Here is a 26,487-nt window from a genome sequence, read left to right as displayed (position 1 = left end):
TTGGTCGAGAAAGACGCTGTAATACCTGTATCGGGACAAACTGGCCATCTACAGGCGACTGAAACGATTCCCGAGGTTAGCTTATGAAGTGCTATAGGTTTGAGGTGCGGGAGGAGGTCGTCACATTGATTGAGGTGGTGGCCGATAGCGAGCAGGAGGCAAGAGACAGGGTATCTCGACAGGATGCCTCGATGAGAGTTTTTGACACTATTTGCGGCGACGTACGGCTGGTGCTGAGCTATGTGGGCGAAAAGTAAGCCCCCATCTTCTGCGCCTGAAGCATCGGGCAATGGGCTTCTTAAAAGGCTTCTATCGCGTGGAGATATTGTATCGATTGAATGTGGCAGGCTTACCATTACACCAGTAAGCGGCGCGGTTCCTCCGATAGAGTGGTTGGAAAGTAATTCACATCAAGTATTGTCGGAAATTCTTTTGGCTGTAGGTCTCGATGCATATTTTTATGAGAGCTATACGACCGGCAATTACGGAAAGCACAAAGCGGGCGGTGTAACGCTACAATTTTTGAGTCTTGTGCAGGGACAACCGGCTTATGCAGTGTTCAACGCTTCACTGAAACGGATACGCAATCCGAACAAGGGCAAGCCGCTACCCAAGGGGCAGTTCAGAGTGGGGAGGGGGAGTCACTTTGTTCGATTTTGGCAAGGTACTGGGGTTCCGCTTCCCAACCGACTGTCCAAATTTCATGATTACATGGGGAATCTGAGGGGGATGCTGTTTTATGGGTCGCCTAAAAATGAGCGACTGGATGCCGGGATGCTGAGGCCGTTGTCGGTGCCCCATGAATGGATTGTTAACTCAGTACTCCCGGACAGCAGCCGGACAAAGGCCGGACAGTATCCGGACAGTATCCGGACAACATTGCCGGACAGTGATCATGGGCAAAGTCATACTACACAAGACATAGCGTTGATTTCAGCTACGGGACAAACTAGCTACGGTAACAAGGTTGTAAGGGACACGGATACAAGGGATACCCCTTCCAGTGCTACTAATCCGCAAGATCAATCTGTAGAGCAATGGCGGCAAGCACTTGGCGACTGATGTTTATTGGACGTTGGCGATCACCAGGCGCTAACAGCTGAGGTTGGACTTTCCAAAGGATTTAGCAAAAACAGGAGGTGTATATGGGCGGGTATGGTAGTGGTCGGTATGGGTGCAGTAGGGCTGCGACTACCAGCGAAGTGAAGCGGGTAGATATACGTTTTATCAGGAAAAACGGTTGGCTGTACTCAGGGCGACGGGGCTTCTTAAGCTGGGAGTGTCGTGGGGAGACAAGTGGAACAGTGGGGTATTCCATTACCGGCAACCACTTTACCTTGGATTATAGGGTGCGGGAGCATGGTGAGGATTGGGAGTCCATACGGCTCAAAGTCCCGCTGACTGCGATTCCATGCCGGTACGGTGGCCAGCGTTACTACTTCCAGTGCCGTGGGCTTGGCTGTGGTCGACGCTGCGAGGTGTTGTACTCCACAGATAAATACTTTGTCTGTCGCAAGTGCGCGGGACTGCTGTATACCACCCAAAAGAGTGACTACCTTGACCAAATTCGGATTGCCAAGGATAAGATTGGAAAGCGGATATTCGAGGAGTATGACGGGGCATGGGGCAGGAGCAGAAAGAAGGGTATGCACCAGAAAACCTTTGACCGAGGATATGCCAAGTTTGTGGAGTTGGATGAGCGGTGGGAGCGAGAGTTTGTAATTAGGGCTAGGGCGCTAGGTATGAGACTTTGAAAACGGGGTAACCCGCCCCGGTAAGGTTCTAGTAGCTTAGACCCAGCGCTCGGGCGGCAGGCTGCGCGTTACTTCGCTACTTGCAGAGTTTTACCGTCAGGGGTTTTTGTTTAATCATTGGTGTTAGGCCTGCCGAAATTTGTTAACTGGCGTGCAAAACTGTCCAGAATTGCGGGGTGATTGGCGTTGAAAACTGACCACCTTGTCCGATTCAATCTCGGGTTTAACGATCCGAGGTATGTGACAGGTGTTATGCATGGAAACAGCGCTCAAGATTCGCCGCCTTTGCCTCGTCGAAGGTAAATCCATCAGTGAAGTGGCTCGCCGCTTCCATCTCTCCAGGACGACGGTTCGCAAATACCTCAAGGACGAAGGTCCGCCGTCATACTATCTCCAGAAGCCACGAGCTCGACCGCGGTTAGGAGTCTTCGAAGCACAGCTGACCCGCTGGCTGGAGCAGGATCTGTCCCGGCCCAAGCGCGAACAGCGCACAGCCATGCGGCTATTTGAAGACCTGCAACGAGAGGGTTATGCCGGCGCCTATGACAGCGTGGTGCGGTTTGTACGGGCATTTCGGCAGGCACCAGACAGGCCTTCAGATGCCTACGTCCCCCTGAGCTTTGATCCCGGGGAGGCATATCAGTTTGACTGGAGCCATGAAATAGTCGAACTGGGTGGAATGCCCCAGAAGATCAAGGTGGCGCATTTTAGGCTCAGTTACAGCCGCAAGCTGTTTGTGGTGGCCTACCCAAGGGAAACACTGGAGATGGTGCTCGATGCTCACATGCGAGCCCTGGCCTTCTTCCAGGGCATTCCCCGCAAGGTCATCATCGACAATCCCAAAACCATGGTGAAGGCTATTGGCGTGGGTAAAGGTCGGGAGTTCAATACTCGCTTCCTATCTATGATGAACCATTACTTGATAGAGCCCGTTGCTTGCACACCGGCTGCTGGCTGGGAGAAAGGGCAGGTAGAGAATCAGGTATCCTCCATCCGTCAGTGGCTGTTTACACCCAAGCCTCGCTTCAAGGATATGGCAGCGCTGAACGACTGGCTGCTGATGCGCTGCCATGGCCTGGGCGAACGCAGACACCCTGTATTTAAAGATAAGACAATTGATGAAATCTACCGGGAGGATCTCGCCGAGTGCCGCCCACCCATGGCACCCTTCGATGGTTACAGCGAGAAGATTCTGCGTGTCTCTAGCACTTGCCTAGTGAACTATGATCGCAATCGTTACAGCGTGCCAGCTCGTTATGCGAGCAAACTGATCACCTTGCGAGCCTATGCGACTCGGCTGGTGTTTATCGGTGACCACGAGATGGTGGCGGAACATACGAGGCACTTTGCCCGTGATCAATCCTACTTTGAACCCTGGCACTACGTCCCGATCCTGAAGCGCAAGCCGGGAGCGCTACGCAATGGTGCCCCCTTCAAGGATTGGGAGTTGCCACAGGCCATGCAGCGCGTTCGTTCCCGATATCTCAAGCAAGCTGGAGGCGACAGGGACTTTGTGGAACTCCTACTGCTCGCCCAGCAGCATGACCTGGATACGATCAACAAAGCCTGCGAGATGGCGCTTGCTGAGGGCACCGGTCAGCTGGCAACCATTATCAACCGGGTGCACCGACTGACAGATCAACAGCAGGAAGCGCCACTGAATACAGTCAATTACCCACCACTCTCTGCATTGCCTGAAGCCAATTACCGCCGTTATGACAGTCTGGTGAAGGAGGCTTCTCATGCAAAGCCTGGTTGAAGATTTGCGAGCACTTAAACTGCACGGTATGGCGGAGACCCTGCCTGAAATCCTGTCCAAACCGCGGAAAGGATCGCTAGACACTGCGTTGCGGCAGCTCATTCAAGCGGAGCAATCCGATCGTCAGGTACGGAGCCTTCAATATCAGATGAAGGCGGCCAGGTTCCCCCATCCAAGAGACCTGGCGGGCTTCGACTTTAAGGAATCACCCCTGGAGGAAGACCACTTGCATGACCTCGCCAGGGGCGATTTTACGGGCCTGGCGCATAACCTGATTCTGATAGGCGGCACCGGCACGGGAAAAAGCCATTTAAGCATCGCGTTGGCGACGGCACAGGTGCATCTGGGCAAGCGTGTTCGCTTCTTCAATGTGGTCGACTTGGTCAATCTACTGGTGAAAGAGCAGGCCGCAGGCAACCCTGGTCAAATGGCACGTCGGCTAGTGCAGGTGGACGTGGTCATTCTGGATGAGCTGGGTTACATGCCGTTCCCCAAATCCGGCGGTGCACTGCTGTTCCACCTTATCAGTCAACTTTATGAAAAGACCAGCCTGATCATCACCACCAATCTGCACTTCGGTGAATGGGTGCAAGTCTTTGGGGATGCCAAGATGACCACAGCTTTACTTGATAGGGTGACCCATCATTGCGAAATACTAGAGACCGGCAATGACTCCTACCGGTTCAAAGAAAGTCAGGGTGCTCGAAAGAAAGCATCTAAATCAGCTGCCTAGACTGGACAGTTTTAAACGCCAATTGACAGCATGAGTGGTTGGATCTGCATGAGTTCAACAGCGTTGCCCATGCCCAGCTGTTAGCAACCCAATGGCTTTGGGAATACAATAACGAACGGCCTAATACGGCAATCGGAGGGGTACCTCCAGCCCAGCTGCTACAGGCAGCATAACCCTCTACTCAAATTGGCGGTTAAAAATGGGGGGATTACACAGTAAATAGCCTCCCATGGAACATGAGGTGCAGTATTCCCCAGACATTGGGTAGCTCGCGCAGCCCGGCAACAAAAAGTAGCCTCGATGGTAGGCCCTTCTATACAATAACCATCGCTCTACGCCGCTGCTAGCAAGACCAATTGAAACCGCATCAATCTCCGATCATAAACCATCTCAACGCTGATATGGAGGTCTCTTAGTGTTCTTGCGCCGTGACCATCCCATACCTGCGAGACCAATTCCGCATAGGGCGAGAGTCGCAGGGACAGGAACTTGCCCATCCGCTAATGTAATTTCTAGCTGCGCACTTCCCCCCTTATCACTTAATCCATATACCAACTGATTGAGTTGAGTCACACCGAACATCGTTGGTGAAATAACCCGGCCACTGGTGGTGAAAACCGAACCTGTATTTGCAAGAATGTCGCTGATCGCAATGCTGTTAAGGGCAATATCAAGTACTTTGTTGTCGTCCGCGTCGAAATAGACCCTTGATCCGTACTGTGCACCTGTTCCAAGATCCGAGAACTTGGCCGTGCTTGTGGTTGAGAAGAGCGCGTAGGTAATACTTGGACTCTGTAGCGTAACTACATTAGATGTATTGACTATAAGACGCGCAGAGGAAATAAGTCCGAGTGACCCTGGTAAGGAAAAATTAAAAAAGTTGCGATATTCTCCGCCGAGGCAAGCAAACACACCACAATTTCCAGCAAGATAGTTATTTGTGCTAGAGGAGCCATTCGATCTACCAGACTGATCTATCCAGCCCATTGAATCTGCGTTTATTGTAATCAGTGCTGCGGAGGCGCTTGCGGACCACAGCAAGAGGCTAAAGAGTCCGACCAAACTTGCCCAAAATTTCAACATCATCAACTCCTCAATTGTTCGATTAATGTACTGCAAAGTACACGCGTTCAATCAATATATATGCACTTTTTGAATGCAATCGTTGCGTATTAATTCACTGATGCAAGATCTGTACCAGACTACACAGACGCAATGACACGTGAGATGTTTGAAAGCAAAAATCCGATTATGCCTAAAACTGTAAAAAAAGCTGACACAACGCATCCCTCTTGCTATATGTGGGCAACTTCCGCCATGGGTTGCTGGCCAGACGAGGCTAGATTGCGGAATGTACCTCGTTGTTGCTGTATAAGTGTTACTCTCGAAGGTAAAGTAGTTTTTGAAATTCGTTCTTTAGCATCACTACCGCTAATTGCGTGGTTGTTGATTTGCACTTACCCCCCCCCAGGATTTGCATCTAATATTGACCCACCCTGAACGCCAGATTATGGCGTAGTTTTTTGGTTCTTGCTGTCCTTTTTTCCCTTCTGATTTGTTGTTGAGTGCTTCAGTCGATAGCTGTCATTGCCTGTCTCCAGGATGTGGCAGTGATGGGTCAGTCGTGACCTTTCCCCCACTGTAGAACCGAGATGCTGGATGCCCTAATTCAACAGCAGCAAGCTTCTTAGTAACCGTCTAAAACGACAAAGCCCAGCGCAATGGCTGGGCTTTGGGATTGCTTTCTCCTTTATTTAAATAGATCTGTCCCGGTTTATATCATTTACTTACCCACGGGTTCATACATATTTTTCTGCGGATTGAACTCGTATCGTAGACTTTCAATCACTCGCGGACCTGACTCTGCGAGCGCAGCGGAGTATGAATCATCAACCCTATCGCTCCCACTCTCTAATAATTTGTTAACTGGCGTGCAAAACTGTCCAGAATTGCGGGGTGATTGGCGTTGAAAACTGACCACCTTGTCCGATTCAATCTCGGGTTTAACGATCCGAGGTATGTGACAGGTGTTATGCATGGAAACAGCGCTCAAGATTCGCCGCCTTTGCCTCGTCGAAGGTAAATCCATCAGTGAAGTGGCTCGCCGCTTCCATCTCTCCAGGACGACGGTTCGCAAATACCTCAAGGACGAAGGTCCGCCGTCATACTATCTCCAGAAGCCACGAGCTCGACCGCGGTTAGGAGTCTTCGAAGCACAGCTGACCCGCTGGCTGGAGCAGGATCTGTCCCGGCCCAAGCGCGAACAGCGCACAGCCATGCGGCTATTTGAAGACCTGCAACGAGAGGGTTATGCCGGCGCCTATGACAGCGTGGTGCGGTTTGTACGGGCATTTCGGCAGGCACCAGACAGGCCTTCAGATGCCTACGTCCCCCTGAGCTTTGATCCCGGGGAGGCATATCAGTTTGACTGGAGCCATGAAATAGTCGAACTGGGTGGAATGCCCCAGAAGATCAAGGTGGCGCATTTTAGGCTCAGTTACAGCCGCAAGCTGTTTGTGGTGGCCTACCCAAGGGAAACACTGGAGATGGTGCTCGATGCTCACATGCGAGCCCTGGCCTTCTTCCAGGGCATTCCCCGCAAGGTCATCATCGACAATCCCAAAACCATGGTGAAGGCTATTGGCGTGGGTAAAGGTCGGGAGTTCAATACTCGCTTCCTATCTATGATGAACCATTACTTGATAGAGCCCGTTGCTTGCACACCGGCTGCTGGCTGGGAGAAAGGGCAGGTAGAGAATCAGGTATCCTCCATCCGTCAGTGGCTGTTTACACCCAAGCCTCGCTTCAAGGATATGGCAGCGCTGAACGACTGGCTGCTGATGCGCTGCCATGGCCTGGGCGAACGCAGACACCCTGTATTTAAAGATAAGACAATTGATGAAATCTACCGGGAGGATCTCGCCGAGTGCCGCCCACCCATGGCACCCTTCGATGGTTACAGCGAGAAGATTCTGCGTGTCTCTAGCACTTGCCTAGTGAACTATGATCGCAATCGTTACAGCGTGCCAGCTCGTTATGCGAGCAAACTGATCACCTTGCGAGCCTATGCGACTCGGCTGGTGTTTATCGGTGACCACGAGATGGTGGCGGAACATACGAGGCACTTTGCCCGTGATCAATCCTACTTTGAACCCTGGCACTACGTCCCGATCCTGAAGCGCAAGCCGGGAGCGCTACGCAATGGTGCCCCCTTCAAGGATTGGGAGTTGCCACAGGCCATGCAGCGCGTTCGTTCCCGATATCTCAAGCAAGCTGGAGGCGACAGGGACTTTGTGGAACTCCTACTGCTCGCCCAGCAGCATGACCTGGATACGATCAACAAAGCCTGCGAGATGGCGCTTGCTGAGGGCACCGGTCAGCTGGCAACCATTATCAACCGGGTGCACCGACTGACAGATCAACAGCAGGAAGCGCCACTGAATACAGTCAATTACCCACCACTCTCTGCATTGCCTGAAGCCAATTACCGCCGTTATGACAGTCTGGTGAAGGAGGCTTCTCATGCAAAGCCTGGTTGAAGATTTGCGAGCACTTAAACTGCACGGTATGGCGGAGACCCTGCCTGAAATCCTGTCCAAACCGCGGAAAGGATCGCTAGACACTGCGTTGCGGCAGCTCATTCAAGCGGAGCAATCCGATCGTCAGGTACGGAGCCTTCAATATCAGATGAAGGCGGCCAGGTTCCCCCATCCAAGAGACCTGGCGGGCTTCGACTTTAAGGAATCACCCCTGGAGGAAGACCACTTGCATGACCTCGCCAGGGGCGATTTTACGGGCCTGGCGCATAACCTGATTCTGATAGGCGGCACCGGCACGGGAAAAAGCCATTTAAGCATCGCGTTGGCGACGGCACAGGTGCATCTGGGCAAGCGTGTTCGCTTCTTCAATGTGGTCGACTTGGTCAATCTACTGGTGAAAGAGCAGGCCGCAGGCAACCCTGGTCAAATGGCACGTCGGCTAGTGCAGGTGGACGTGGTCATTCTGGATGAGCTGGGTTACATGCCGTTCCCCAAATCCGGCGGTGCACTGCTGTTCCACCTTATCAGTCAACTTTATGAAAAGACCAGCCTGATCATCACCACCAATCTGCACTTCGGTGAATGGGTGCAAGTCTTTGGGGATGCCAAGATGACCACAGCTTTACTTGATAGGGTGACCCATCATTGCGAAATACTAGAGACCGGCAATGACTCCTACCGGTTCAAAGAAAGTCAGGGTGCTCGAAAGAAAGCATCTAAATCAGCTGCCTAGACTGGACAGTTTTAAACGCCAATTGACACCGAAATTATTGTACTCAGTTAAATGACCTATCAAAAGGGCGCGAACAATATTCCTGGCATCATGTCCCGGGCACCGCACTCCCAGTCAATCTTTTGTTTCCTCAGAATTCAGTTTCCAGGTTATTCGCCATAAGTTTACCGCTGGTCACGGGAGTGGGTAACAAGGGAATTCCCTTGCGTATGGTGGGAGGGGTAGATTGAATGTCTTGATTTATGCGGAGGGATACCGTCTGCGGCCTAAATCTTTCAAAATTCCACATTAAAATCCTGAGCTACCTAAGGCTTTAAACTGTATTTTCGGACTCCATAAAAAGCGCGGTTTTAACCAGTCTCGGAGTTTTCAGGCATATTAGAGGCTAGGCTCGCGCAAATAGGCCAGATTGGGCAGCAGCTCAATCAATGCGAGTTTCTACGACTATAAAAGCGCCTTGTTTGCTAAAGGCCGTTTTTAATCGAGTTTTTCAAAGCTCCTCTCCCCCATCAAAATCTAATGGTAAACTCTCATTAAATTTCGGATGGATTTTATCTAGTTTTACCTGAAAATCATCATAACCGTTGCTAAGTTTCATTATCGCCAAAACAGAAGACATATGCTCTCTCAGTTTTGGGTGCCCCAGTTCTGGGGTTAGTCCTTGAAAGAACTTGCTTTTGCGACGTCCCTTGCTGTCTTTGGGGGTTAGCTTGCCTAGCTCTTCTCTAACTTTAGGCGCCAATCTGTCGTAGACAATATCATTGGTTAAGTGCCCAAAATACTGCGGGCGCTTTACCTTGTGCGCGGGGAAATCCAGCCCTCTTAATCTAAACAATTGTTCGTAATAGTCATCTGGAAAAGTCTTTGCCCAAGGCTGCAATTCCTTGGCGATGTACTTCTCAAGAATCTCCGCTAATGCAGTGGCTGCCCTATCTCTTTGAAAACCTGTGGCCTCATCCACGAGGGCGATGATCCCGACGGTAGCAAACGCTCGCATGAGAATGTCAGCCTGTGCGGCAAAGTGCGCTTGAGAGGGTAAAACCTTGCCTGCATCTCTTGCTTCTAGCCAAACCTCACAAACTCTTGGGAGCAGCTCTGCATTCAGGCCATGCCCTATGGCGCCACTTGTTGTTTTGTATTGAACAGGGGAGGTTAGCGCCAATACCAGATCATTGTTAATAAAGGGAATAATGTTCTTTGCAGACAGATATACAGGATAGTTGGCGCCACCCTCTTTCATTCGCTTCCAGTGCGAGCCTCCCCGCTTGCCGCCAAAAGCCTTAGTTACCGCCCGCTCGGATAAGAGTCGGCGACCATCCTCCAGCACGGCGCACTCGATTTCAATATTACCAACTTTCACTATGCCTTGATGGGTGGCTTCGGGCACATTCCCCCAGCGCTTATTAGCGGCTTGGATAGAGATTGATTTCCGAGCGTCTGGATCAAGCGATTCCGCTCGGGCTTTACCTCCAGCGACCTTGGATTCGTTTTTCGTTTTCATGCAGGCACCTCGTTATATGTCATGCTTGCATAATATCCGTGGCGCCATTAGAATGCAAGCATGTACAAATAAAAATGCCTGCATAAAGGAAAGCGGTAAATGTTAACTTTTCACCCGAAAGCGGGAATGGTTTTGTCCTGTGACTTTAGGGGCTATGTGCTTCCTGAAATCGTAAAAACTCGGAACGTGGTGGTCATTTCACCAAATAGTATTCAAAGATGGCGTCTAGTTACCGTTGTGCCACTCAGTACAACGGCTCCAGACCCTGTAGAGAGCTACCACTACAAACTAAAAGCAAACCCGATCCCTGGGGGGCGAGAAGTGGATCTATGGGCCAAATGCGACCTAGCGGCGACGGTAAGCTTTGATAGGCTCGATAGAATTAGGGTATCGAGAGGCGTCTACGAAACAGGGCGTGTTGGAGGCGCGCAGCTGCAAGAAATACGAAGGGCTGTGGCGATAAGCATGGGGATTGAAATCCCCCCCAAATAGCATCATAATAGCTCCGTTACCCGCTAGTCGGGCTTGTGAGACTCTCTCAGGAGAGCAGGCTTCAGGATAAGCGATGACAAGCTCCTGAAGTCTTAGATGTGTCAGGTCAATAAGAGCCGGTCTTTGGACCGGCTTTTTTTTGTCTGCGGTTTGCGCACCACAAAATTACGGAATTTACGGCCTTGATAAAGAGGCTGCTGCAATCAATGCAATTTTTTACGACTATAAAAACGAGTCTGTAGCAGACTATGGTGTTCTCCATAAACTTAGAAGGATAGATTTCCCTAGAAGCGCCTAAATCACTATCGGGTGTGAATTATCTGCGACAGTAAAAAGGGAATTTATGGACCGAAAATCGCATCACAAGTCAGTTCTGCTAACCGTACTGAAATCAACGATCTAAGTTAAGTTTTGCTCTTATACTTTTACGCCTGCGCTGAGCGGAATCACCACAGTTGTCGGGCTTCCATAAGCATAGCCTAGCGCGAATCCGGCGATTATTCCAAATAGCAGTCCGAGGCCAATACCTAGCCAATAGGATTGCCGAGATACTTGAGTTAAGTGCTTTTTAGCTATTGATTGAAATAATGCCTGTCTGTCCATTAGTGGAGTATAGATGACTTGGAAAAGAGGGGTTACAAAGCATTTTGGGGGTATATATGGGGGTATATATAGAGATTATTATGATATAAATGCTTTAAAAACATAAGCTTGAAATAGGTATTCATGCGGTGCCGTCCCGACCAAAATCCTTTCCAGCAACAGCTTGGAATATCTCTAAAGCCCTGTATAGCAGGGCTTTTTTGTTTGTATCGAAAGCCCGCGCATGGCGGGCGGTCAATGGTGTGCTGTCTACGTCTTTTTACGTCTGGAAAACCCAAGTCCGAACAGGCCGAGGCTGAACAGCGCGAGGGTCGCAGGAACGGGCACAGCCGTCGGGTCTATTGGCGGCGCCTTACCCAAGCCTAGAAACTCGCCGGAGCTGGAATAGATTTCGACACCCGGTGCAACAGTTTGGGAGAAGGTAGCGGTGTGCTCAAAATCCATCGTGTAACGAGTCAGCCCAGATTCAGGGCCTGTGGTGTCGAAAGCGAGAAAAATATTTGTGTAGGTAAAGATATCAAATTGCTCAATGTTGGAGAGTAGTTCGATGCTCCCGAAAACTGACTCGGATGCGTATTGGTAGAAATTCTCGATGTTCGGGAATTCTTCTGCAGGCACCGTATATACCCCTTGAGCGAACTCATTTACCAGGGCTGCTGGCACAGGGTTGCAGGCGAGTGGGTCCTGCCCCCAGCAAGGATCATTGGCTAGACCGAGAAAATCTTGACCGGTAGCCACTCCCGCTTGATGCACAACAAGGCCGACATTGTAGACAAATGTGGCGGGTTGTTGTCCGGGAGCAATAAAGCCAAGATCACCAAAAATGTCGCCTTCGATACCAAATCCGAAGTCCCAGACAGTGCCGGCACCATTACGGATATCTATCCGCTCGCCGAATCCTCCAAAGGCCTGCAGGCCCACCGGAGCATTGAGTGTTTCTTCTGCATACATCTTCACAGTCCCGTCGCTCAGGTTGACCTGAGATCGTGATGTACCGGTCACTCCCTGGGACAGGGCTTTCGACTTAGCGCCGTTGGCCTCATACCCGTCTATTAATTCGCCGCCACCAACACGTAGAGCGGGGCGGACATAGTACGATGGGTTGGGCAGAGGGTTGGCTGTGACGGCCACAGATGCGAAACCTCCGATGCCGATAAATATTGTTGCTGCTAGTTTTCTTCGATCCATGACGGCTTACTCCTTTTTCCTATTAGATTGGCCAGCAAATTCTGCAGGCAAGGGGTGAGCCAAAAAAGGAAATATGGGTATTAATCATAAACTTGGAGTAAGGCGACTGGTGCGGGGCCTGGAAAATACAGGCTTGGTGTAAATAAAGCTGACAGTTTAGCTGCTTCGTCAGAGCCGAATTGACGGCTCATTATCGTGAAAGCACATAAGGGAAGATGCCACGCGAGTGGCTAGCGCAATTACAGTCGCTAGCGCCGTTTACGCCAGCGCCAGCGCGCTTGCGGAGAGGAGGTCGGTGGTACGGCCCACTGCAGAAATGCAGCAATAATTGGACTAATGGGGACAGATTAACTTGCTGCACTTGTAGAGTTGGTCGCGCCTGATACCAAGCTGCATAGCAACTTCACTGGCAGGTTTTAGCGATGTTTCCATCAGCGTAAGAGCTTCTAGTTTGAACGCTTCGGATAAGTTTTATAGGGTCTTCCCTTAGTTGTCATCGGACACTCCTTCATGAGGCTTTGCCTCTGGTTAAAAGTGTCCGTTAAACTGAGGGAGGTTCAATGCGTCCCCATTTTTGCATTTTTGTTGCAGCTCTTAGTCCAATCGCCCCGCTATATTCTGACTAATAAAACTAATGAAACTGTTTAGCTTTATTGAACTTTGATAATCACGATAAAAGACAGCATTGATCACTTGATAGCGTTCTAAAATCTGGTCGCTCAACAAAGGCACAAGCCGGCCTGATACTATATCGTCGTAAGTCATAAACCCTGCCAGGCAAACAATACCTACGCCCTCTAATGCCAGCTGCCTAAGTGCCGAACCACTACTTGCCGTCAAAATAGGAGTAATTGCCAATCCGTCTTTATTTCCAACCTTTAACGGCCATTTATTCAAGCTAAGCGGTTGAGAAAACCCCAAACAATTATGTTGATTCAGAGCCTCAGGGGTCTCCGGGTTGCCATACTTTTCCAGGTAAGCCGGGCTAGCCAGTATCTGCAACCCGGAGCGTCCAATGAGCTTGTAATGCAGCGAAGAATCACGAAGCTCGCCAATCCTGAAGGCAATATCGATCTGGTTTTCGACCAGATCTACTATCCGATCAAAGCTCGTCAACTCGATTTCCACCTTAGGGTATGCCTGTTGATAACCAGCAATATTGGGAATGATGCACTGCTGTAAAAAAGGCGAAGCAGCATCGACCTTTAGCTTACCCTGAGGTTCGCGCAGCCCATGGAGAGTATTATCTCCGATGTCATCAATAATCCTCATGGCCTCTAAAGCCTTCCCTAACACCTCACTCCCCTCAGGGGTCAAACTCAATTTACGGGTAGTTCGAGTAAACAGCCGAATACTTAGTTGCTGCTCAAGACCACTGACCTTCCGGCTAATATAAGATGGCGTCTGCCCTAGCAGCTCGGCGGCACGACTGAAACTTCCAGATTGAGCGACAGTGATAAAGGCTCTTAGCTGATCGACTGTAATATTCATTAATTCCATATATGCAAAAGTATTTTTCAATTATAGGTATTATTCGCACGAATTAAACGGATTATTCTTACATCTCTTTCAACGAGATAGCAGAGACACCCCATGAATCTAGAACTCACCGGAAAAACAGCATTGATCACAGCCTCTTCAGGAGGTATCGGCCTGGAAATCGCTACCGCTTTAGCCGCTGAAGGAGCTAATGTTGTCATCAATGGACGCTCAGAACAGGCTGTTCTGAGCGCAGTGGAATCCATTGTTAAGCAGGTACCAAATGCGCAACTAATCAGCCTGGTCGCTGACAACGCAACGCTTGAGGGCAATGAAAAGACGATCAGGGAGCTACCTAGTGTTGATATCCTAATTAACAACTTGGGTATTTATGAGTCGGTTGAATTCTTCGACAGCACCGATGAGCAGTGGCAAAAAATCATTGATGTGAATATCAAGTCCGGTGTTCGTCTCAGCCGCCATTACTTACAAGCTATGGTTGCCCGAAACACAGGTCGCCTACTCTTTGTCTCTAGTGAATCTGCTGTGAATCCAGCACCGGAAATGGCTCATTATAGCGCTACTAAAACAATGCAGATGTCCATATCGCGCAGCTTGGCTGAATTAACAAAAGGCACAGGCGTTACTGTAAATACCATCCTGCCGGGGTCGACTCGTACCGAAGGCGCTAAAACATTTATTCAGGAGCTATTTCCCGAAATGGAATACAAGGTCGCTGAAGAGAAATTTATGCGCGAGAATCGTCCAACCTCCATTATAGGTCGCTTGATCGACCCAAAAGAGATAGCTGATTTTGTATGCTTCCTAAGCAGCCCCCTCTCTTCGGCAATCAATGGTTCGGCGCTTAGAATTGATGGAGGAATAGTACGTTCGATATTCTGATCCAAAACATATTCTTGGGGGCAACGCCGGTTATGAAAATATTCACTTACCTGTTTTCGTTCATGAGTTTTGCTAAAAACCGCAGATCTCTAAATAGATCTTCCCCCTAAAGTAAAACGCATATACAGGGATCAGTGGGTCTTTTGCGCTTCAGCAGAAACGTGTGCTGGGCAAAAGTAAATATAGATGTAGATGTAAATGTAAATGTAAATGTAAAAGAGCTTGCTGACGTGGCGGGGTAGGGTGAGTTTACAACCGCAATTTCTTTACTCTGTAGCTAGTACCTCAATCCAAAAATTTGCGCAGGTTCTCCGGTAGATCTTCAGTTGCGATCGTGGCAGCATTCTCTGACATATCACGCGAATTAAAGGTGTTCCAAAAAATTACTGCGCCGCAATTGCGGTCCAACTGCTGTAGAAAGGCCGCTGCAGCTTTTCCGGTATAGGTTTGCTCCAGTGCGATTCCAGCATGCTTGAAGCGTTCAATTGCCTGCAGCCCCTGCTCGGTGGCCACGCCGTATCCGTCCCCATAGAAATCATCGATCAGATTCACCGCTGCAGGTTTGGGTATCTGCTGGCGACAATTTTTCTTCAGATATTGATAGGCTTCCATCATCAGCTTGTGCACCGTACCCGGCGTGCAGGCAGGAATCGGTCCGAGGCTCTTCGGTGCAACTCTCACGCCGATAATGTCTGTATTGAGTCCGGTCAGTTGGCTGCCATAGCTTAGGCCCGCCAGCGTGGCACCGGAGCCGACAGGGCAGACAATAGATGCAGGAAGCGGGCATTCGCCCTGTTCAATCTGACTTTTCAACTCGCAAGCTGCGTTGATAAAGCCCAGTGTGCCATACAGATTGGAGCCACCGGCAAACAGAAAGTAGGAACCACTTTTTATGCGGTAGGGGCTACGGTAATAGGCCAGCATCGTTTTTAGCAGGGTCCCCTTGTAGATGAGCTTCGCACCGTAGGCCTGCATCAGTCGCAGGTTCTGCGTTACCGTGGAGGTAAGTGGCTGATCGAAAAGATAGATGACGCACTCCAGGCCAAATTGTTGACACACCATCGCTGTAGCCACGCCATGGTTTGTGCCAATCGCACCGACAGTAACAATCCGTTTGGCTTTCTTCTGCAGCGCGTCAGCTACTATAAACTCGAGCTTGCGGATCTTGTTGCCGCCATACTGCGCATGTGTCAGATCATCGCGTTTGATCCAGGCGGACTCAGACAGTGACAGGCGTTCTAGGGGTGTCGGTAGCGATGCGATATCCTGCATGGCAATTTTCGACCGTAGGTCGGGGAAAGCGTTAAACAGTGGTCGTTCGGAGGAGGGGGCAATAGAAGGCATGAAATTTGTAGAAGGTCGTGGTGAATACGTCTGAGCATAGCTCGAATTAGGGCAATGGAACAGGGTAGCGGAGCTGGGCAATTAATCGGAGGATGGACAGGGTGTTAGATACGATCTAACTGACGAGCTTCGGCGAGCTTGGAAGTCTGCCGCTCTGGTATTTCAAAAACTGCTAATGTGGGTCAGTCTTAGGGTCTATCGTCTGAATTGAATGTATCATCTTTGCTTCAGACATTTTGCACACGTGGGTCGCTTGTTCCCGCGGGACAGGAAACACAGGAGGCCTGCAATCATGGCTACACTGCTTTGTCATATCGAGATCAACCCCGGCAAGGAAGATGAGTTTGAAGCGGTCATGCAAGAAATGTATCGCCGCACGCATGCCGAAGAGCCCAACTGTATAAGGTATGAGTATTTTCGCGGCGCTCGTCCCAACACCTATTACAGCCTGTTGAGCTTCGTGGACAGGTATTCATTCCTGCAGCACCAGGTGAGTGATTATCACGAGGGCTTTGATTTCGCATCCATGATCAAGCACATCGATATGGAGTGGGTTGATCCCGTTAGTGGAGCCTCGCCATTGATACCGACTGAGTCAGGCGAGTTGCCAGAACAGCTGAGCGATGCGCTCAAGGCTGCTGCCGAGATCTATCCGATTGATGTGCAGGCCTGGTGGCAGAGGCACCGCACGACGTAAGCGGCGGTAATGCGCGGAGGAGTGCTCCGCCCGGCAGTAGCTACCGGGGGTAAATCAGCGGGCTATTAGCAAGTTGTTCGGGCGCGACGAGGCGACGCTCACCGTTCTGCCACTGCAGAACAAGATTACGCCTGCCTATCTGGCGGCCGGTGTCATCGACCTGATAAGACCCTATCAATGCCTGGAAGTACATGTTTCTCAGTTGCTCACGCACTGCAGAATGTTCTGTGGTGCCTGCCAAGCGGATTGCGGCTTCAAGTATTTCACCAGCACTGTAACCCATCACTGCATATACACCTGGGTGGTAGCCATAACGCCGTGCAAAGCGGTACGCGAAGTCCTGTGCACCGGGTTCACGAGAGCTGCGTAACCACTGCACAACGCCCAGAATCCCCTCTGCTTCTTCACCCAGTTGATCGGCAAATTCACGCAGTCCGGGGCCTATTGTAAAGCCCAGCATTTTGGGTTTAACACCTTCAGCTGTAAGCGCGCGGGTGATTGCAACAGAATCATCCAGATAGGAAACGCCAAAGACCAGGTCGGCATTGACTTCACCCAATCGTCTGGCAAGCGCTGCAAAGTCGCGTTGCTCGGGTGCATAGCGTTCAGAGAACACCAGCTCAAGACCGCGTTCTTCAAATCTGCTTATAGAGACGGCGGCCAAATCATCGCCGAAGTCTGTACCGGCATAGACAAAGGCTACCGTTTTGACGCCGGCATCGGCAGCTACTTTAAGACCGTTCAAATAGTCGCCAACCGGTGTGTCAGCGCCGAATACATTTTTCAGTCCCCGGTTCCAGATGGCTTCATCTGATGCGGCAGTAGTGACCATGGGAATGTCATATTTTTCGGCCACCAGCGTCGCTTCAAGCGTCAGTGAGGAAGAGTAGGGGCCAACCAGTACGTCAACGTTGTCCTTTCCTATCAGGTTGGTGAAACCTTCAACGGTGCCTGCATCGCGTGAGCCATCATCGTAATAGACGACCTCCACTGGTCGCCCCAATAGTTCACCGCGGGCATTTACATCCGCTGCCCACATTTGCAGGCCGCGCAATTGCTCAATGCCAAACTCTTTATAGTGTCCAGTAAGCGACTGGGTCGTGCCAATTCTTACCGGGTTGTCTGACTGATCAGTATCATCCGCGTGGGCTGCACGGGACAGTGCAAGCGCGGTGAGAAAAGTAACAAGGATTAAGTGGCGAATCACATGAGTACCCATTTTATTGGTTTACGTCCAGCTTACGCTTGGTTGAATACAGCCAGCGAACCATTTGATACTCAAACGCCGAGCCGTTTTCATAATATCGAAACGAGGTGTTGGCGCGGGTATCAATGGGGAAAAGTACGGTGGTAGTAAGGTCGAGCGGCTTGGATAGCACCGCGCTTTTTACTGAACTCTGGACATAGGCATCGGGTAGCAGGCCCAGGCCGTCTCGAAGGTTCGACGGGCCCAGGAACGGAATAACCAGGTAGGGCCCCTGGCCGACACCCCAGTGACCTAGCGTGTCACCAAAGCTCTCTACTGGCCTCGGGATATCCATGGCACTGGCCACATCAATCAGGCCAAATAAGCCGACGGTGGAATTGATAAGTACCCGGCCGGTACTCTGCACAAACTTTTCGCCGCGCAGTTGCAGTGCGGAGTTCATGATCGTGAGTAAATCGACGAAGTTGTTGAAGAAATTATCGATACCAGTACGGCCAACTTCGGGGACAACGGCCTCGTAGCCTCTCACAACCGGCAGGAAAACTGCCTGATCGAAGTGGTAGTTGAAGTTGTAGATACGCTTGTTCATAGGCTCCCACGGATCGTAGACCGGTGTCAGGTCGTCCAGGTCGTCTTTCTCCGGGGGTAGCAGCCGCTTGGCGGTGAACACGGGTTCGGGGTAGTCAGCGGCCTGTTGTTGGGGTTGCGGGCCTGTGCTGCAGGCGCCGAGCGCCAAAGCCAGAACGGGAATCGAAAAGAGGGAGAGTATCGATTTCATTTTCAGTTGCCCCCGTCAGTGAACACGGCGACCATATGGGCGACATTATCCGGGTAGTTCATATTGCCGCAGTGGCCGCCATAGGGGTAAATCGTCGCTCTGTCGCCGAACACCTCGGGGAAAAAATCGATCTCCCCGGGCTCGAGGATGACATCATCGGCATTGCCCATCATCTTGATCTTCTTTGCATTCTTCAGATAGTCAGCGATGCTGGTCAAGCTCATCGATGCGATGTACTCGTCCCGGGTTATCTTTGGGTCCCGCGCCTTGTAGTACGGATAGAAAAACTCGTGGTAGTAGTCGGTAAAGCCTAATCGCAGAGAGACGTCATTATAAATCTGCAGATTGCTGTAGCGGTTCAGCACCAGCCCCTTTGGCTTGATGTAGCCGTAATCCGCCATTACATCAGAGGTGAACACCAGCGATGCAGACGATACCCTGAACGAGGTGCCGATGAGCGCGGCCAACTCCTCATCTTTCAGGTGCAGTGCCTTGTAGGTCTGGTACAGGAAGTCGTCGCCGCCCGCTGCCGCAGTATCCTTGTAACTGGTGGATTGATATGTAGTAGTGTAGGCACGCATCAGTTTATCGACGAACCTGTCGAAATTGTTGACGCCACCGGGGATATCCTGCGTCATACGATCGAGCAGCGATATCGAGTTGTACAGTGAAACGGGCGGGTTGATCAACAGTACCCGCTCAAAATTAAATGACTTGCGCTCTTCATCAAGCTTCGAGACAAAGGCGGCATTGAAACCGCCCAGGCTATAACCTGTGACATTAAAAGACGTGGCTGTGATGTCGTCTTTCAGTTCATCCCAGATTTTCTCGAAAACGCGGTAAATGTCTTCCGCATCCTTTTCGGCGTGACCGACCACCCCAGTCTTGGATGCAGCGATTACAAAATTGTTATAAGTCGGGGATGAAATGGATACGATGTGGAAGCCAGCCTGATAGAAAGCCTTGGCCATATTGGTGTTCTTGGAGCCATTGTGCGAGGCACCGGTTCCTGCAATGAGGAAAATCAACGGCGCATCGTGATCTTGCAGTGCGACTGAATACAGCAACTCGTGGCCGTAGAAAAACACATCCGGCGTGACGCGCTCGGGGAATATAGTGATGCTCCGTGTCTTGAATGGAATAGACTTTGGAAGCTTGGCCCGGTATTCCTCAGGGGTGCCGACAACGGTCGCGGCGAAGCGGTCTTTGATTGGGTAGTCGTAGTTTGCGACAGTCTTGACGGAGGAGTGTGCCAGTGAGGCGCACAACAGTGCACACAAGCCGGCAATCAAATGCTGCGTGGTTTTTTTTATGGTCACGTGAATTCCGGAGCGTTCCCTGAGCGAATTAAAGATGTTGGCATGAAAGGCGTGTGCTGTCACTATCTGGACCCAAAAAAACGTGACTTACGCAGTGAAAAAGCCTAACTGAGTGCCGCAGGGTGCATATGCAGTGCGCAAATGATCTCGTTGCGCAACTCGGATGGGGAGATCACTTTATCGAATGCCATCGCATCTGCCGGGACCCAGGCCCCGGATTGGCTCTCCCTCAGTATGGCTGCCTCCTCTTCACTGGCACGCGCTGCCTCGGCGCCGCCGATTGCCGGCATACCGCCGAGATTCACACAGGGCAGGGCGAGACTCACCACTTGTCCATCCCAGGGGTTCATGCCCATCACCGAACTGCCAAACCCGAATGCCTTGCGCAACGTCACCACAATTTTGCAGCCGCGGTAACGGCGCTGTGCGAGGAACATCTGTCCGGCGGCTTTGAGTACGCCGGATTTTTCAGCAGCCGGTCCGGGCATTACTCCGGGATTGTCGAGCAGGTTGATTAACGGCAGGCCGAAGTGGTGTGCCACCTCAATGAAATGACAGGCCTTCTCGGCGCCGTCGGCGGTGATGGCGCCCGCCTGCACGGCTGGCTGATTGGCAATCAGCATACAGGGCACCCCCCCGATGCGTGCTATGGCTGCTATTATGCCGCGACCGTATGTGGGTTGCAGTTCAAACAGGGAACTCTCGTCCACCACTTCATGCAGTACCAGACGCATATCATAGGCCTGGTTTGCCTGGGTTGGGATGATATCCATGATGCCGGACGTGTCGCGGCGTGCCGCGCTCGGGCGATCTCGCAACTCGGGGAGCGGGGCGCCGGTATGTGGCGGCAGTACGGAGAGGAAGTAGCGCGCCATAGCAATGCAGTCATGCTCGTTTTTGCCGAGGTTGTGGGCAACACCGCTGTCGCGAGTATGCATTGCGGCCCCGCCGAGTTCCTCGGGGGTGGCCTCAATGCCCAGCGCTGCATGCACCAGTGGCGGGCCGGCAGAAAACATTGCAGCACCTTCAGTCATCACGATGAGGTCGGCGAACATGCCCGTCAGAGCGCCGTGCCCGGCTGAGGTGCCCAGCACCAGAGTGACAACAGGAACCTGGCCTTTGAGGTCGGCGACCAGCTGCAGGTCGTTCGGGCAGTTGGGGTAGCGTTCGGTCTGGTTGCCGGCGCGCTCACCGGCGCCGTCGAGCATCAGTACCAGCGGGAGCTGCTGCTCCAGCGCCAGTCGCACAAGGCGAGAGCGCTTGGCCGCATTGGGATGCCCGATTGAGCCGCCCTTTACGGTGAAATCCTCGGCAATGATCACGGTGCTGCGGCCGTCGATACGCCCGATACCGCCTACCACGCCATCGCCGGCCAGTGGGCTTTGTCCATCCGGGGGATTGCCGCCGGCCAGCGCACCGTATTCACTGTAGCTGTTTTTGTCACAGAGAAGATCGATGCGTTCACGGACGTGGAGCCGCCCTCGCTGGTGTTGCTTTTGCACCTTGTCTGGACCGCCCATGGCCAATGCACTGGCGTTGCGTTCATGTAGCTGCTCCAGAAGTCTCTGCCAGCCTTCGCGGGTGTTGTTCAAGAAGTGCCTCCTGATATAAAGGTAGGTCTGGTGCTCTGCACAGTGCTGTTTGGAGGCACCTGCTTCGCATGTCGCGCAGAGTTTTTCAACTATTGCAGACCAAATTGTGTATAATGACCGGCTTTCCCATCCTAAAAGGTCTGAATAATATGGCACGCAAACCCACTAGAGCGCCAGCGAAAAGAAAGCAACCGGCTGCCGTGGAAACCTCACAGTCCATCGAAGAACAAACCAAGCAGTTTCTGAAGTCGGGTAACAAGATCGACGTTATTCAGTCCGGTATCAGCGGCCAGCCCTCCATGGCTGTCAACCGACATATCAAACTGGGGAACAAAACAGCAGCCTCATAATTGGGCTTGTTGTCGATTCTGGCGTGCACAGGTCCTGTGCCTGCGCGAAGGATTTTCTGGTCCAGCACCTCAAAGCAATCGCAAGCCACGCCATTATCTCTCCTTAGACGCGTATTGACATCACTGCAGGTCTCTGTATAATCCCGCTTGCTTGTACGCAAAAAAAGATCTTATGCATACCATCTCGAAGTCTATCCGTAAGTACCTCGCCCTGTTTTTCATAAGTAATTACTTCGCACTTCAAGCACAATCCGCCTTTATGAAAGGCATCAATTACCTTTGAAAAAATAGGAAATATATATGGCTACTGGAACTGTTAAGTGGTTTAACGAAACTAAAGGCTTCGGTTTTATCGAGCAAGAATCCGGCCCGGACGTATTTGCGCATTTCAGCGCGATTTCAGGCTCAGGCTTCAAAACTCTGGCCGAAGGTCAGAAAGTTGAATTCACTGTCACTCAAGGCCAAAAAGGCCCTCAGGCAGAAAACATCGTAGCGGTTTAATCCCCGCTCGGTAAAAGGCCCGCCCTGGTGACAGTGCGGGCTTTTTTATTGCTTGTTCGTTTCCAGAGGCAGGTAGAACTGCTCGTACCAGCGCCGCAGTTTGTTGATCGGACCGTCGCCGTCGCACAGAATCGGGTCTTCCCGGTATATCTTGTCTTTCCATACTTCAACATCCTGCCCAAACGCAACATGGGCCATCTGCGGGTACAACTCTGCGAATTCTGGTGGCAGCGGGTCATCATTCAGGCTGCTGACAATCACCGCTGAGCACAGGTCGACTTCATCCTGATTTACCGGCGTGTGGCAATTAACCCACCAGCTTCTGAAACTCACTTCCGGGCTTTTCGATTCGGTGTAATAGTACATTACGGATGGCCCGTGATAGGTGGCGTCACCCCAGGCATCGGCGTCTTCCCCGGCTTCCTCGCGCGCGGATGCGACGTCAAATACCACACCGGGCGGAATAATCATACTGGCTTCGGGGTCGCGTTTTACTGTGGATATTTGCGTGACGGTGCGCTCACCAAAGCGATTCTCCCAGGACTGCACCCGGCCGCCGTGGACGTGGGGAAAGTGCGCAATATCGACGATATTCTCAATGATGTCACAGGGTTTGGCATGAATCCGCGAGCGATAGAATGTCCAGTCACCCCAGTTTTGTAATCCCCACTCGGGGATGCGAGGCAAGTAGTCCTCAGGTGTTTCATTATTATCGCCGTACCACAGCGCAATGAAGCCATCCTGCTCCAGTACTGACCAGCCCTTGAGTGCATCGACAGCTCTTTGCGGAATATTGCTGGCGTAGGGGATGTCTACACACTGGCCTTGCGAGTTGAATGTCCAGCCGTGGAACGGACAGGCGATATTGTCACCGCGCACGCGCCCTTCGCCGCTGCCGAGATTGGCGCCCAGATGTGGGCAGTGTGCGTCCAGCACCGCAACGTGCCCCGACTCACCGCGAAAGGCGACGAGATCCCGGTCGAAGTAGCGCAATTGTTTAACCTCGCCGACGCGTAATTCCTGCGAAAAAAGCACGATATGCCAGCCGCGCGCATAGTGGTTCGGTTCAAGGTAGGCGTACTTGTGTCGGCTCATACTGGCTCCTTTTCGTCAGCGTCATCGAACGCATGGCGCGCTGCAATGTAGGCAAACGTCATCGCCGAACCGATAGTCGCGCCCGCGCCGGGATAGGTATTGCCCATGACTGCCGCACTGGCGTTACCCGCGGCGTATAGCCCCTCGATTACGCCGCCTTCGGCATGCAGCACCCGCGCGTACTCGTCACACAGTAAGCCGCCCTTGGTATCCAGGTCGCCCGGGTCGCAGCGCAGCGCATAAAAGGGCGCGGTTTCCAGCGGCCCCAGAGAGGGGTTGGGCGACACTTTTCTGTCGGCGTAGTAGCGATCGTGTTCGGTCGCACCGCGGCCAAACTCGGGGTCTTCGCCGTTGCGTGCGTGACGGTTGAAGTTCTCCACAGTCTGCGCCAATGCGCCGGGCGCAATCTGCAGCTTGCCGGCCAGCGCTTCGAGGCTGTCCGCCTTTGTGAGCAGACCGGATTCGAAAACATCGGGAGCGAGGCTGTTATCTTGCTCCACTTTACCCGGTTTCAGATGGCCGACGGCGTATTTGCCGCGGTAGGTGGCATCGAATACCAGATAGCAGGGGATGGCACCTTCGCCTCTGGTGTGACTGTCGTACTGGGCCTTGACGAGGTCTTCATAGGGTTGCGCCTCATTGGCAAAACGTTTGCCCAGGCGATTGACCATGATGGAACCCGGGTTAGATTTACCGGCGATGAGCGCCATCACCCGTCCATCAGGGATCGTATAGGTGGGAGACCACCACGCGCAGTCCATAAAATCCAATGCCGCACCGAGCTGGGTGCCCATGGTCACGGCATCTCCGGTGGCCCCCGGCGCGGCGGCAGTCCACTCACTGCCGATGGGTGATCGCTGATACTGCTGTCGCATTTCGGCATTTTGAGAGAAGCCGCCGGTGGCCAGCAGTACCCCGCGCCGAGTCTGGATACGCTGCAGCCTGCCTTCGTGTTCGACCAGTGCCCCGCAGACACGACCATCATTCTGCAATAATTCCCGCACGGGTGAATTCAGCCACAGCGGAATATGTCTATCCTGCAGTGACAGTCGCAGCCTGGCGACCAGCGCAGGTCCGAGCGTCAGGCGGTTATCTCGCTGGCGTTTTAGCCGGGCTGGAATATCCAGTAGATAGCGCAGCAGCAGGCGCAGGCCGGTCAGATATGCACCGGCATTCATTTCCTGCAGCCCCTGGCCCTCTTCAACGGTGACATTGAATGGCAGTAACAGCCCATCGTAATGCCCCAGTCTGATGGTGGCCGCATCCGCCCCCAGTTTACGCAGATCGATCGGGGCGTTGTCCATCGAGCGCCCTCCGGATTTATAGCCGGGCAGGTGTTCGTAGTAATCCATATACTTGGGCAAGGCAGAGTAGGATACATGGCTGTGCTCCATCATGAACGCCAGCATCTCACTGGCACGGGTGGCGTAAGCCCGGATACGCGCGTCGCTGACACTGTCGCCAATCAGCGCTTTCAGGTAGGCGTAACCTTCTTCACTGGTGTCTTGGACACCCACTTCTGCCTGTCGATGATTGCCCGGGATCCAGGCCACACCACCGGATTTTGCTGTGGTGCCGCCGTAGACAGGTTCTTTCTCCACCACCAGCACTGAAGCGCCCAACTGGTTCGCTACCACGGCACCCGTCATACCAGCTGCGCCCGTGCCCACCACCAGCCAGTCCACCGTCAGATCCGGGTTCTCTTCTGTCATACAATTACTACCTGAACATTCCCGTCTCCAGTGTGGCAGTGCATGCAGTGATGAACCAGCGTCCACCACAAATGCGGCGGTTCGGTTCAATATACCGGCCACATTAGTTGACCGCGGACAGTGCCGGTTCTAAGGTCAGTATCTTCCCTGTCCGGACTTGCAGTAGCGAACTACCTTATGACAACAATACCCTTGGCCCAGATACACGGCGTCGATGACCTGCGCCTGGACCACATTGCACCGCCTGCGTGCGGCCCCGATGATCTGGTAGTACAAGTACGCGAGTGCGGTATCTGTGGCTCAGACCTTGGGTACCTCGCGATCGGGGGGCTGACTGGCCCAGATACACCCATGCCACTGGGGCACGAGCTTTGGGGTGTCGTGAATGAGATCGGCAGCAATATCACCCATGTGGTGCCCGGCGACCGGGTCGTTGTGCAGCCGATGAGCAATGGCAATAATATTGGTAACGGGGGTGCCGAGGGCGGTTTCTCCCCTTACCTGTTGGTGCGCAATGCCGCGCTGGATAGCAGCAGCACCCTCAAGATCCCGCAGGAACTACCCGAGAGCTACGGTGCCCTGGTGGAGCCGTTGTCGGTTGCGCAGCACGGAGCGAACCGGGTCACTGCGAGCCCTGCTGACAGGGCTGTGATATTCGGAGCCGGGCCGATCGGACTGTCCATGGTGCAGGTGTTACGCTACCGTGGCCTGGACAATATCGTGGTGGTCGATCTGTCTGATCGACGGTTGCAAGCAGCCCGTGCAATGGGTGCACTGCCGCTGCGGGCCGACGACCCGGAACTGCCTCAGAAACTTATCGGGCACCACGGCAGCAGCAACTTTTTTGGTATACCCATGCCGGGCAGCACGCTGTTTTTTGAGGCCACCGGAGTGCGGGACGTATTTGAAAATATCGTTTCTATCGCAGGCCCCCGCAGTCGTATTTGTCTCACCGGTGTGCATAAAGAAGCGGCCACGGTCGATCTGGTGATGCTGCTGGCGAAAGAAGTGGCCATTATTCCAGCCATGGGCTATGACAATGAATTTGAAGAAGTCTTCGCCATGCTGCAGTCCGGTAAGATAGATCCATCAGTGATGGTGACGCACCATTTTCCACTGTCAGAGATACAGGCAGCCTTCGCGATGGCGCGCGATCCACAGAATGCGATAAAAGTTATGATCGACTGCCAGGCATAGTGCTGGTCAGT

General features: G+C 52.4%; 23 protein-coding genes and 2 pseudogenes. 13 read left to right on the top strand and 12 right to left on the bottom strand.

The window, feature by feature from the left end; all coding sequences use genetic code 11:
* Positions 1-83 precede the first annotated feature (83 nt).
* The 5 genes and pseudogenes from AC0L6S_RS08065 to AC0L6S_RS08045 all read left to right on the top strand — a co-directional run.
* Positions 84-257, top strand: coding sequence for a hypothetical protein (locus AC0L6S_RS08065; protein WP_473427912.1), 174 nt, complete (start codon positions 84-86; stop codon positions 255-257).
* Positions 241-1,062 (top strand): hypothetical protein, encoded by an 822-nt coding sequence (locus tag AC0L6S_RS08060; RefSeq protein WP_473427911.1) that lies wholly within the window; start codon positions 241-243, stop codon positions 1,060-1,062. The genes AC0L6S_RS08065 and AC0L6S_RS08060 overlap by 17 nt, the downstream gene beginning before the upstream one ends.
* 948 nt (positions 1,063-2,010) lie before the next feature.
* On the top strand, positions 2,011-3,513 hold the full coding sequence (gene istA, locus AC0L6S_RS08055) for an IS21 family transposase (protein ID WP_473427909.1): 1,503 nt from the start codon (positions 2,011-2,013) through the stop codon (positions 3,511-3,513).
* Complete coding sequence (istB, locus tag AC0L6S_RS08050; protein ID WP_473427908.1) at positions 3,497-4,246, top strand: IS21-like element helper ATPase IstB; 750 nt, start codon at positions 3,497-3,499, stop codon at positions 4,244-4,246. Before istA (AC0L6S_RS08055) ends, istB (AC0L6S_RS08050) begins: the two co-directional genes overlap by 17 nt.
* 26 nt (positions 4,247-4,272) lie before the next feature.
* Positions 4,273-4,419 (top strand): annotated as a pseudogene (locus AC0L6S_RS08045) (integrase core domain-containing protein); the annotation flags it as partial.
* A gap of 217 nt (positions 4,420-4,636) precedes the next feature.
* Here the strand turns inward: AC0L6S_RS08045 and AC0L6S_RS08040 are convergent.
* The gene (locus tag AC0L6S_RS08040; RefSeq protein WP_473427910.1) at positions 4,637-5,329 is read right to left on the bottom strand and encodes a PEP-CTERM sorting domain-containing protein; all 693 of its coding nucleotides are present in this window, start codon (positions 5,327-5,329) and stop codon (positions 4,637-4,639) included.
* A gap of 425 nt (positions 5,330-5,754) precedes the next feature.
* A pseudogene (locus AC0L6S_RS08035) lies at positions 5,755-5,871 on the bottom strand (ATP-binding protein); the annotation flags it as partial.
* Between the two features lie 411 nt (positions 5,872-6,282).
* Here AC0L6S_RS08035 and istA (AC0L6S_RS08030) point away from each other — a divergent pair.
* Both istA (AC0L6S_RS08030) and istB (AC0L6S_RS08025) read left to right on the top strand, forming a co-directional pair.
* Complete coding sequence (gene istA / locus AC0L6S_RS08030) at positions 6,283-7,785, top strand: IS21 family transposase (protein ID WP_473427909.1); 1,503 nt, start codon at positions 6,283-6,285, stop codon at positions 7,783-7,785.
* Positions 7,769-8,518 carry an IS21-like element helper ATPase IstB gene (gene istB, locus AC0L6S_RS08025; RefSeq protein WP_473427908.1) on the top strand — a complete coding sequence of 250 codons (750 nt, stop codon included), beginning with the start codon at positions 7,769-7,771 and terminating at the stop codon, positions 8,516-8,518. The genes istA (AC0L6S_RS08030) and istB (AC0L6S_RS08025) overlap by 17 nt, the downstream gene beginning before the upstream one ends.
* A 490-nt stretch (positions 8,519-9,008) precedes the next feature.
* Here istB (AC0L6S_RS08025) and AC0L6S_RS08020 read toward each other — a convergent pair whose 3' ends face one another.
* Positions 9,009-10,019, bottom strand: coding sequence for a P63C domain-containing protein (locus AC0L6S_RS08020; protein WP_473427907.1), 1,011 nt, complete (start codon positions 10,017-10,019; stop codon positions 9,009-9,011).
* A gap of 99 nt (positions 10,020-10,118) precedes the next feature.
* Between AC0L6S_RS08020 and AC0L6S_RS08015 the strand changes: the two genes are divergently transcribed.
* Positions 10,119-10,511: a type II toxin-antitoxin system PemK/MazF family toxin gene (locus AC0L6S_RS08015; protein ID WP_473427906.1), complete on the top strand. Its 393-nt coding sequence runs from the start codon at positions 10,119-10,121 to the stop codon at positions 10,509-10,511.
* 852 nt (positions 10,512-11,363) lie between these two features.
* Here the strand turns inward: AC0L6S_RS08015 and AC0L6S_RS08010 are convergent.
* Positions 11,364-12,302 (bottom strand): PEP-CTERM sorting domain-containing protein, encoded by a 939-nt coding sequence (locus AC0L6S_RS08010; protein ID WP_473427905.1) that lies wholly within the window; start codon positions 12,300-12,302, stop codon positions 11,364-11,366.
* A 594-nt stretch (positions 12,303-12,896) separates the two neighbouring features.
* Positions 12,897-13,793 carry a LysR family transcriptional regulator gene (locus AC0L6S_RS08005; protein WP_473427904.1) on the bottom strand — a complete coding sequence of 299 codons (897 nt, stop codon included), beginning with the start codon at positions 13,791-13,793 and terminating at the stop codon, positions 12,897-12,899.
* Positions 13,794-13,895: 102 nt separating this feature from the next.
* Between AC0L6S_RS08005 and AC0L6S_RS08000 the strand changes: the two genes are divergently transcribed.
* Positions 13,896-14,684 carry an SDR family NAD(P)-dependent oxidoreductase gene (locus AC0L6S_RS08000; protein ID WP_473427903.1) on the top strand — a complete coding sequence of 263 codons (789 nt, stop codon included), beginning with the start codon at positions 13,896-13,898 and terminating at the stop codon, positions 14,682-14,684.
* Between the two features lie 285 nt (positions 14,685-14,969).
* On the opposite strand, the gene AC0L6S_RS07995 is transcribed toward AC0L6S_RS08000, so the two are convergent.
* Positions 14,970-15,956: a 1-aminocyclopropane-1-carboxylate deaminase/D-cysteine desulfhydrase gene (locus AC0L6S_RS07995; protein ID WP_473427902.1), complete on the bottom strand. Its 987-nt coding sequence runs from the start codon at positions 15,954-15,956 to the stop codon at positions 14,970-14,972.
* A 364-nt stretch (positions 15,957-16,320) separates the two neighbouring features.
* On the opposite strand from AC0L6S_RS07995, the gene AC0L6S_RS07990 reads away from it, so the two are divergent.
* Complete coding sequence (locus AC0L6S_RS07990; RefSeq protein ID WP_473427901.1) at positions 16,321-16,725, top strand: putative quinol monooxygenase; 405 nt, start codon at positions 16,321-16,323, stop codon at positions 16,723-16,725.
* Between the two features lie 40 nt (positions 16,726-16,765).
* Here the strand turns inward: AC0L6S_RS07990 and AC0L6S_RS07985 are convergent, their stop codons facing one another.
* From AC0L6S_RS07985 to AC0L6S_RS07970, 4 genes are all read right to left on the bottom strand, one after another.
* Positions 16,766-17,932 carry an amino acid ABC transporter substrate-binding protein gene (locus tag AC0L6S_RS07985; RefSeq protein ID WP_473427900.1) on the bottom strand — a complete coding sequence of 389 codons (1,167 nt, stop codon included), beginning with the start codon at positions 17,930-17,932 and terminating at the stop codon, positions 16,766-16,768.
* A 13-nt stretch (positions 17,933-17,945) separates the two neighbouring features.
* Positions 17,946-18,710 (bottom strand): MlaA family lipoprotein, encoded by a 765-nt coding sequence (locus AC0L6S_RS07980; RefSeq protein ID WP_473427899.1) that lies wholly within the window; start codon positions 18,708-18,710, stop codon positions 17,946-17,948.
* 2 nt (positions 18,711-18,712) lie between these two features.
* A complete protein-coding gene (locus AC0L6S_RS07975) occupies positions 18,713-20,029 on the bottom strand; it encodes a hypothetical protein (RefSeq protein WP_473427898.1) in 1,317 nt (438 codons plus the stop codon).
* A 104-nt stretch (positions 20,030-20,133) separates the two neighbouring features.
* A complete protein-coding gene (locus AC0L6S_RS07970) occupies positions 20,134-21,621 on the bottom strand; it encodes an acyl-CoA carboxylase subunit beta (RefSeq protein ID WP_473427897.1) in 1,488 nt (495 codons plus the stop codon).
* A gap of 149 nt (positions 21,622-21,770) precedes the next feature.
* Between AC0L6S_RS07970 and AC0L6S_RS07965 the strand changes: the two genes are divergently transcribed.
* Positions 21,771-21,971 (top strand): hypothetical protein, encoded by a 201-nt coding sequence (locus AC0L6S_RS07965; protein WP_159171636.1) that lies wholly within the window; start codon positions 21,771-21,773, stop codon positions 21,969-21,971.
* A gap of 294 nt (positions 21,972-22,265) precedes the next feature.
* Positions 22,266-22,472: a cold-shock protein gene (locus tag AC0L6S_RS07960; RefSeq protein ID WP_473428571.1), complete on the top strand. Its 207-nt coding sequence runs from the start codon at positions 22,266-22,268 to the stop codon at positions 22,470-22,472.
* Between the two features lie 45 nt (positions 22,473-22,517).
* Here AC0L6S_RS07960 and AC0L6S_RS07955 read toward each other — a convergent pair whose 3' ends face one another.
* Positions 22,518-23,567: a Rieske 2Fe-2S domain-containing protein gene (locus AC0L6S_RS07955; RefSeq protein ID WP_473427896.1), complete on the bottom strand. Its 1,050-nt coding sequence runs from the start codon at positions 23,565-23,567 to the stop codon at positions 22,518-22,520.
* The gene (locus AC0L6S_RS07950; RefSeq protein ID WP_473427895.1) at positions 23,564-25,279 is read right to left on the bottom strand and encodes an FAD-binding protein; all 1,716 of its coding nucleotides are present in this window, start codon (positions 25,277-25,279) and stop codon (positions 23,564-23,566) included. The genes AC0L6S_RS07955 and AC0L6S_RS07950 overlap by 4 nt, the downstream gene beginning before the upstream one ends.
* Before the next feature lie 177 nt (positions 25,280-25,456).
* Between AC0L6S_RS07950 and AC0L6S_RS07945 the strand changes: the two genes are divergently transcribed.
* The gene (locus tag AC0L6S_RS07945) at positions 25,457-26,476 is read left to right on the top strand and encodes a zinc-dependent alcohol dehydrogenase (protein WP_473427894.1); all 1,020 of its coding nucleotides are present in this window, start codon (positions 25,457-25,459) and stop codon (positions 26,474-26,476) included.
* The last annotated feature ends 11 nt before the right edge of the window (positions 26,477-26,487 follow it).

The sequence above is a fragment of the Halioglobus sp. D3-4 genome (assembly GCF_055809315.1).
The sequence above is the reverse complement of the archived record's forward strand: the minus strand, read 5'-3'. Positions and strand labels throughout refer to the sequence as shown.

Excerpts from the sequence above, each read along its gene's own strand:
- AC0L6S_RS08065 (WP_473427912.1), top strand. The coding sequence starts at position 84 with ATGAAGTGCTATAGGTTTGAGGTGCGGGAGGAGGTCGTCACATTGATT.
- AC0L6S_RS08060 (WP_473427911.1), top strand. The coding sequence starts at position 241 with ATGTGGGCGAAAAGTAAGCCCCCATCTTCTGCGCCTGAAGCATCGGGC.
- istA (WP_473427909.1), top strand. The coding sequence starts at position 2,011 with ATGGAAACAGCGCTCAAGATTCGCCGCCTTTGCCTCGTCGAAGGTAAA.
- istB (WP_473427908.1), top strand. The coding sequence starts at position 3,497 with ATGCAAAGCCTGGTTGAAGATTTGCGAGCACTTAAACTGCACGGTATG.
- AC0L6S_RS08040 (WP_473427910.1), bottom strand. The coding sequence starts at position 5,329 with ATGTTGAAATTTTGGGCAAGTTTGGTCGGACTCTTTAGCCTCTTGCTG.
- istA (WP_473427909.1), top strand. The coding sequence starts at position 6,283 with ATGGAAACAGCGCTCAAGATTCGCCGCCTTTGCCTCGTCGAAGGTAAA.
- istB (WP_473427908.1), top strand. The coding sequence starts at position 7,769 with ATGCAAAGCCTGGTTGAAGATTTGCGAGCACTTAAACTGCACGGTATG.
- AC0L6S_RS08020 (WP_473427907.1), bottom strand. The coding sequence starts at position 10,019 with ATGAAAACGAAAAACGAATCCAAGGTCGCTGGAGGTAAAGCCCGAGCG.
- AC0L6S_RS08015 (WP_473427906.1), top strand. The coding sequence starts at position 10,119 with ATGTTAACTTTTCACCCGAAAGCGGGAATGGTTTTGTCCTGTGACTTT.
- AC0L6S_RS08010 (WP_473427905.1), bottom strand. The coding sequence starts at position 12,302 with ATGGATCGAAGAAAACTAGCAGCAACAATATTTATCGGCATCGGAGGT.
- AC0L6S_RS08005 (WP_473427904.1), bottom strand. The coding sequence starts at position 13,793 with ATGAATATTACAGTCGATCAGCTAAGAGCCTTTATCACTGTCGCTCAA.
- AC0L6S_RS08000 (WP_473427903.1), top strand. The coding sequence starts at position 13,896 with ATGAATCTAGAACTCACCGGAAAAACAGCATTGATCACAGCCTCTTCA.
- AC0L6S_RS07995 (WP_473427902.1), bottom strand. The coding sequence starts at position 15,956 with ATGCAGGATATCGCATCGCTACCGACACCCCTAGAACGCCTGTCACTG.
- AC0L6S_RS07990 (WP_473427901.1), top strand. The coding sequence starts at position 16,321 with ATGGCTACACTGCTTTGTCATATCGAGATCAACCCCGGCAAGGAAGAT.
- AC0L6S_RS07980 (WP_473427899.1), bottom strand. The coding sequence starts at position 18,710 with ATGAAATCGATACTCTCCCTCTTTTCGATTCCCGTTCTGGCTTTGGCG.
- AC0L6S_RS07965 (WP_159171636.1), top strand. The coding sequence starts at position 21,771 with ATGGCACGCAAACCCACTAGAGCGCCAGCGAAAAGAAAGCAACCGGCT.
- AC0L6S_RS07955 (WP_473427896.1), bottom strand. The coding sequence starts at position 23,567 with ATGAGCCGACACAAGTACGCCTACCTTGAACCGAACCACTATGCGCGC.
- AC0L6S_RS07950 (WP_473427895.1), bottom strand. The coding sequence starts at position 25,279 with ATGACAGAAGAGAACCCGGATCTGACGGTGGACTGGCTGGTGGTGGGC.
- AC0L6S_RS07945 (WP_473427894.1), top strand. The coding sequence starts at position 25,457 with ATGACAACAATACCCTTGGCCCAGATACACGGCGTCGATGACCTGCGC.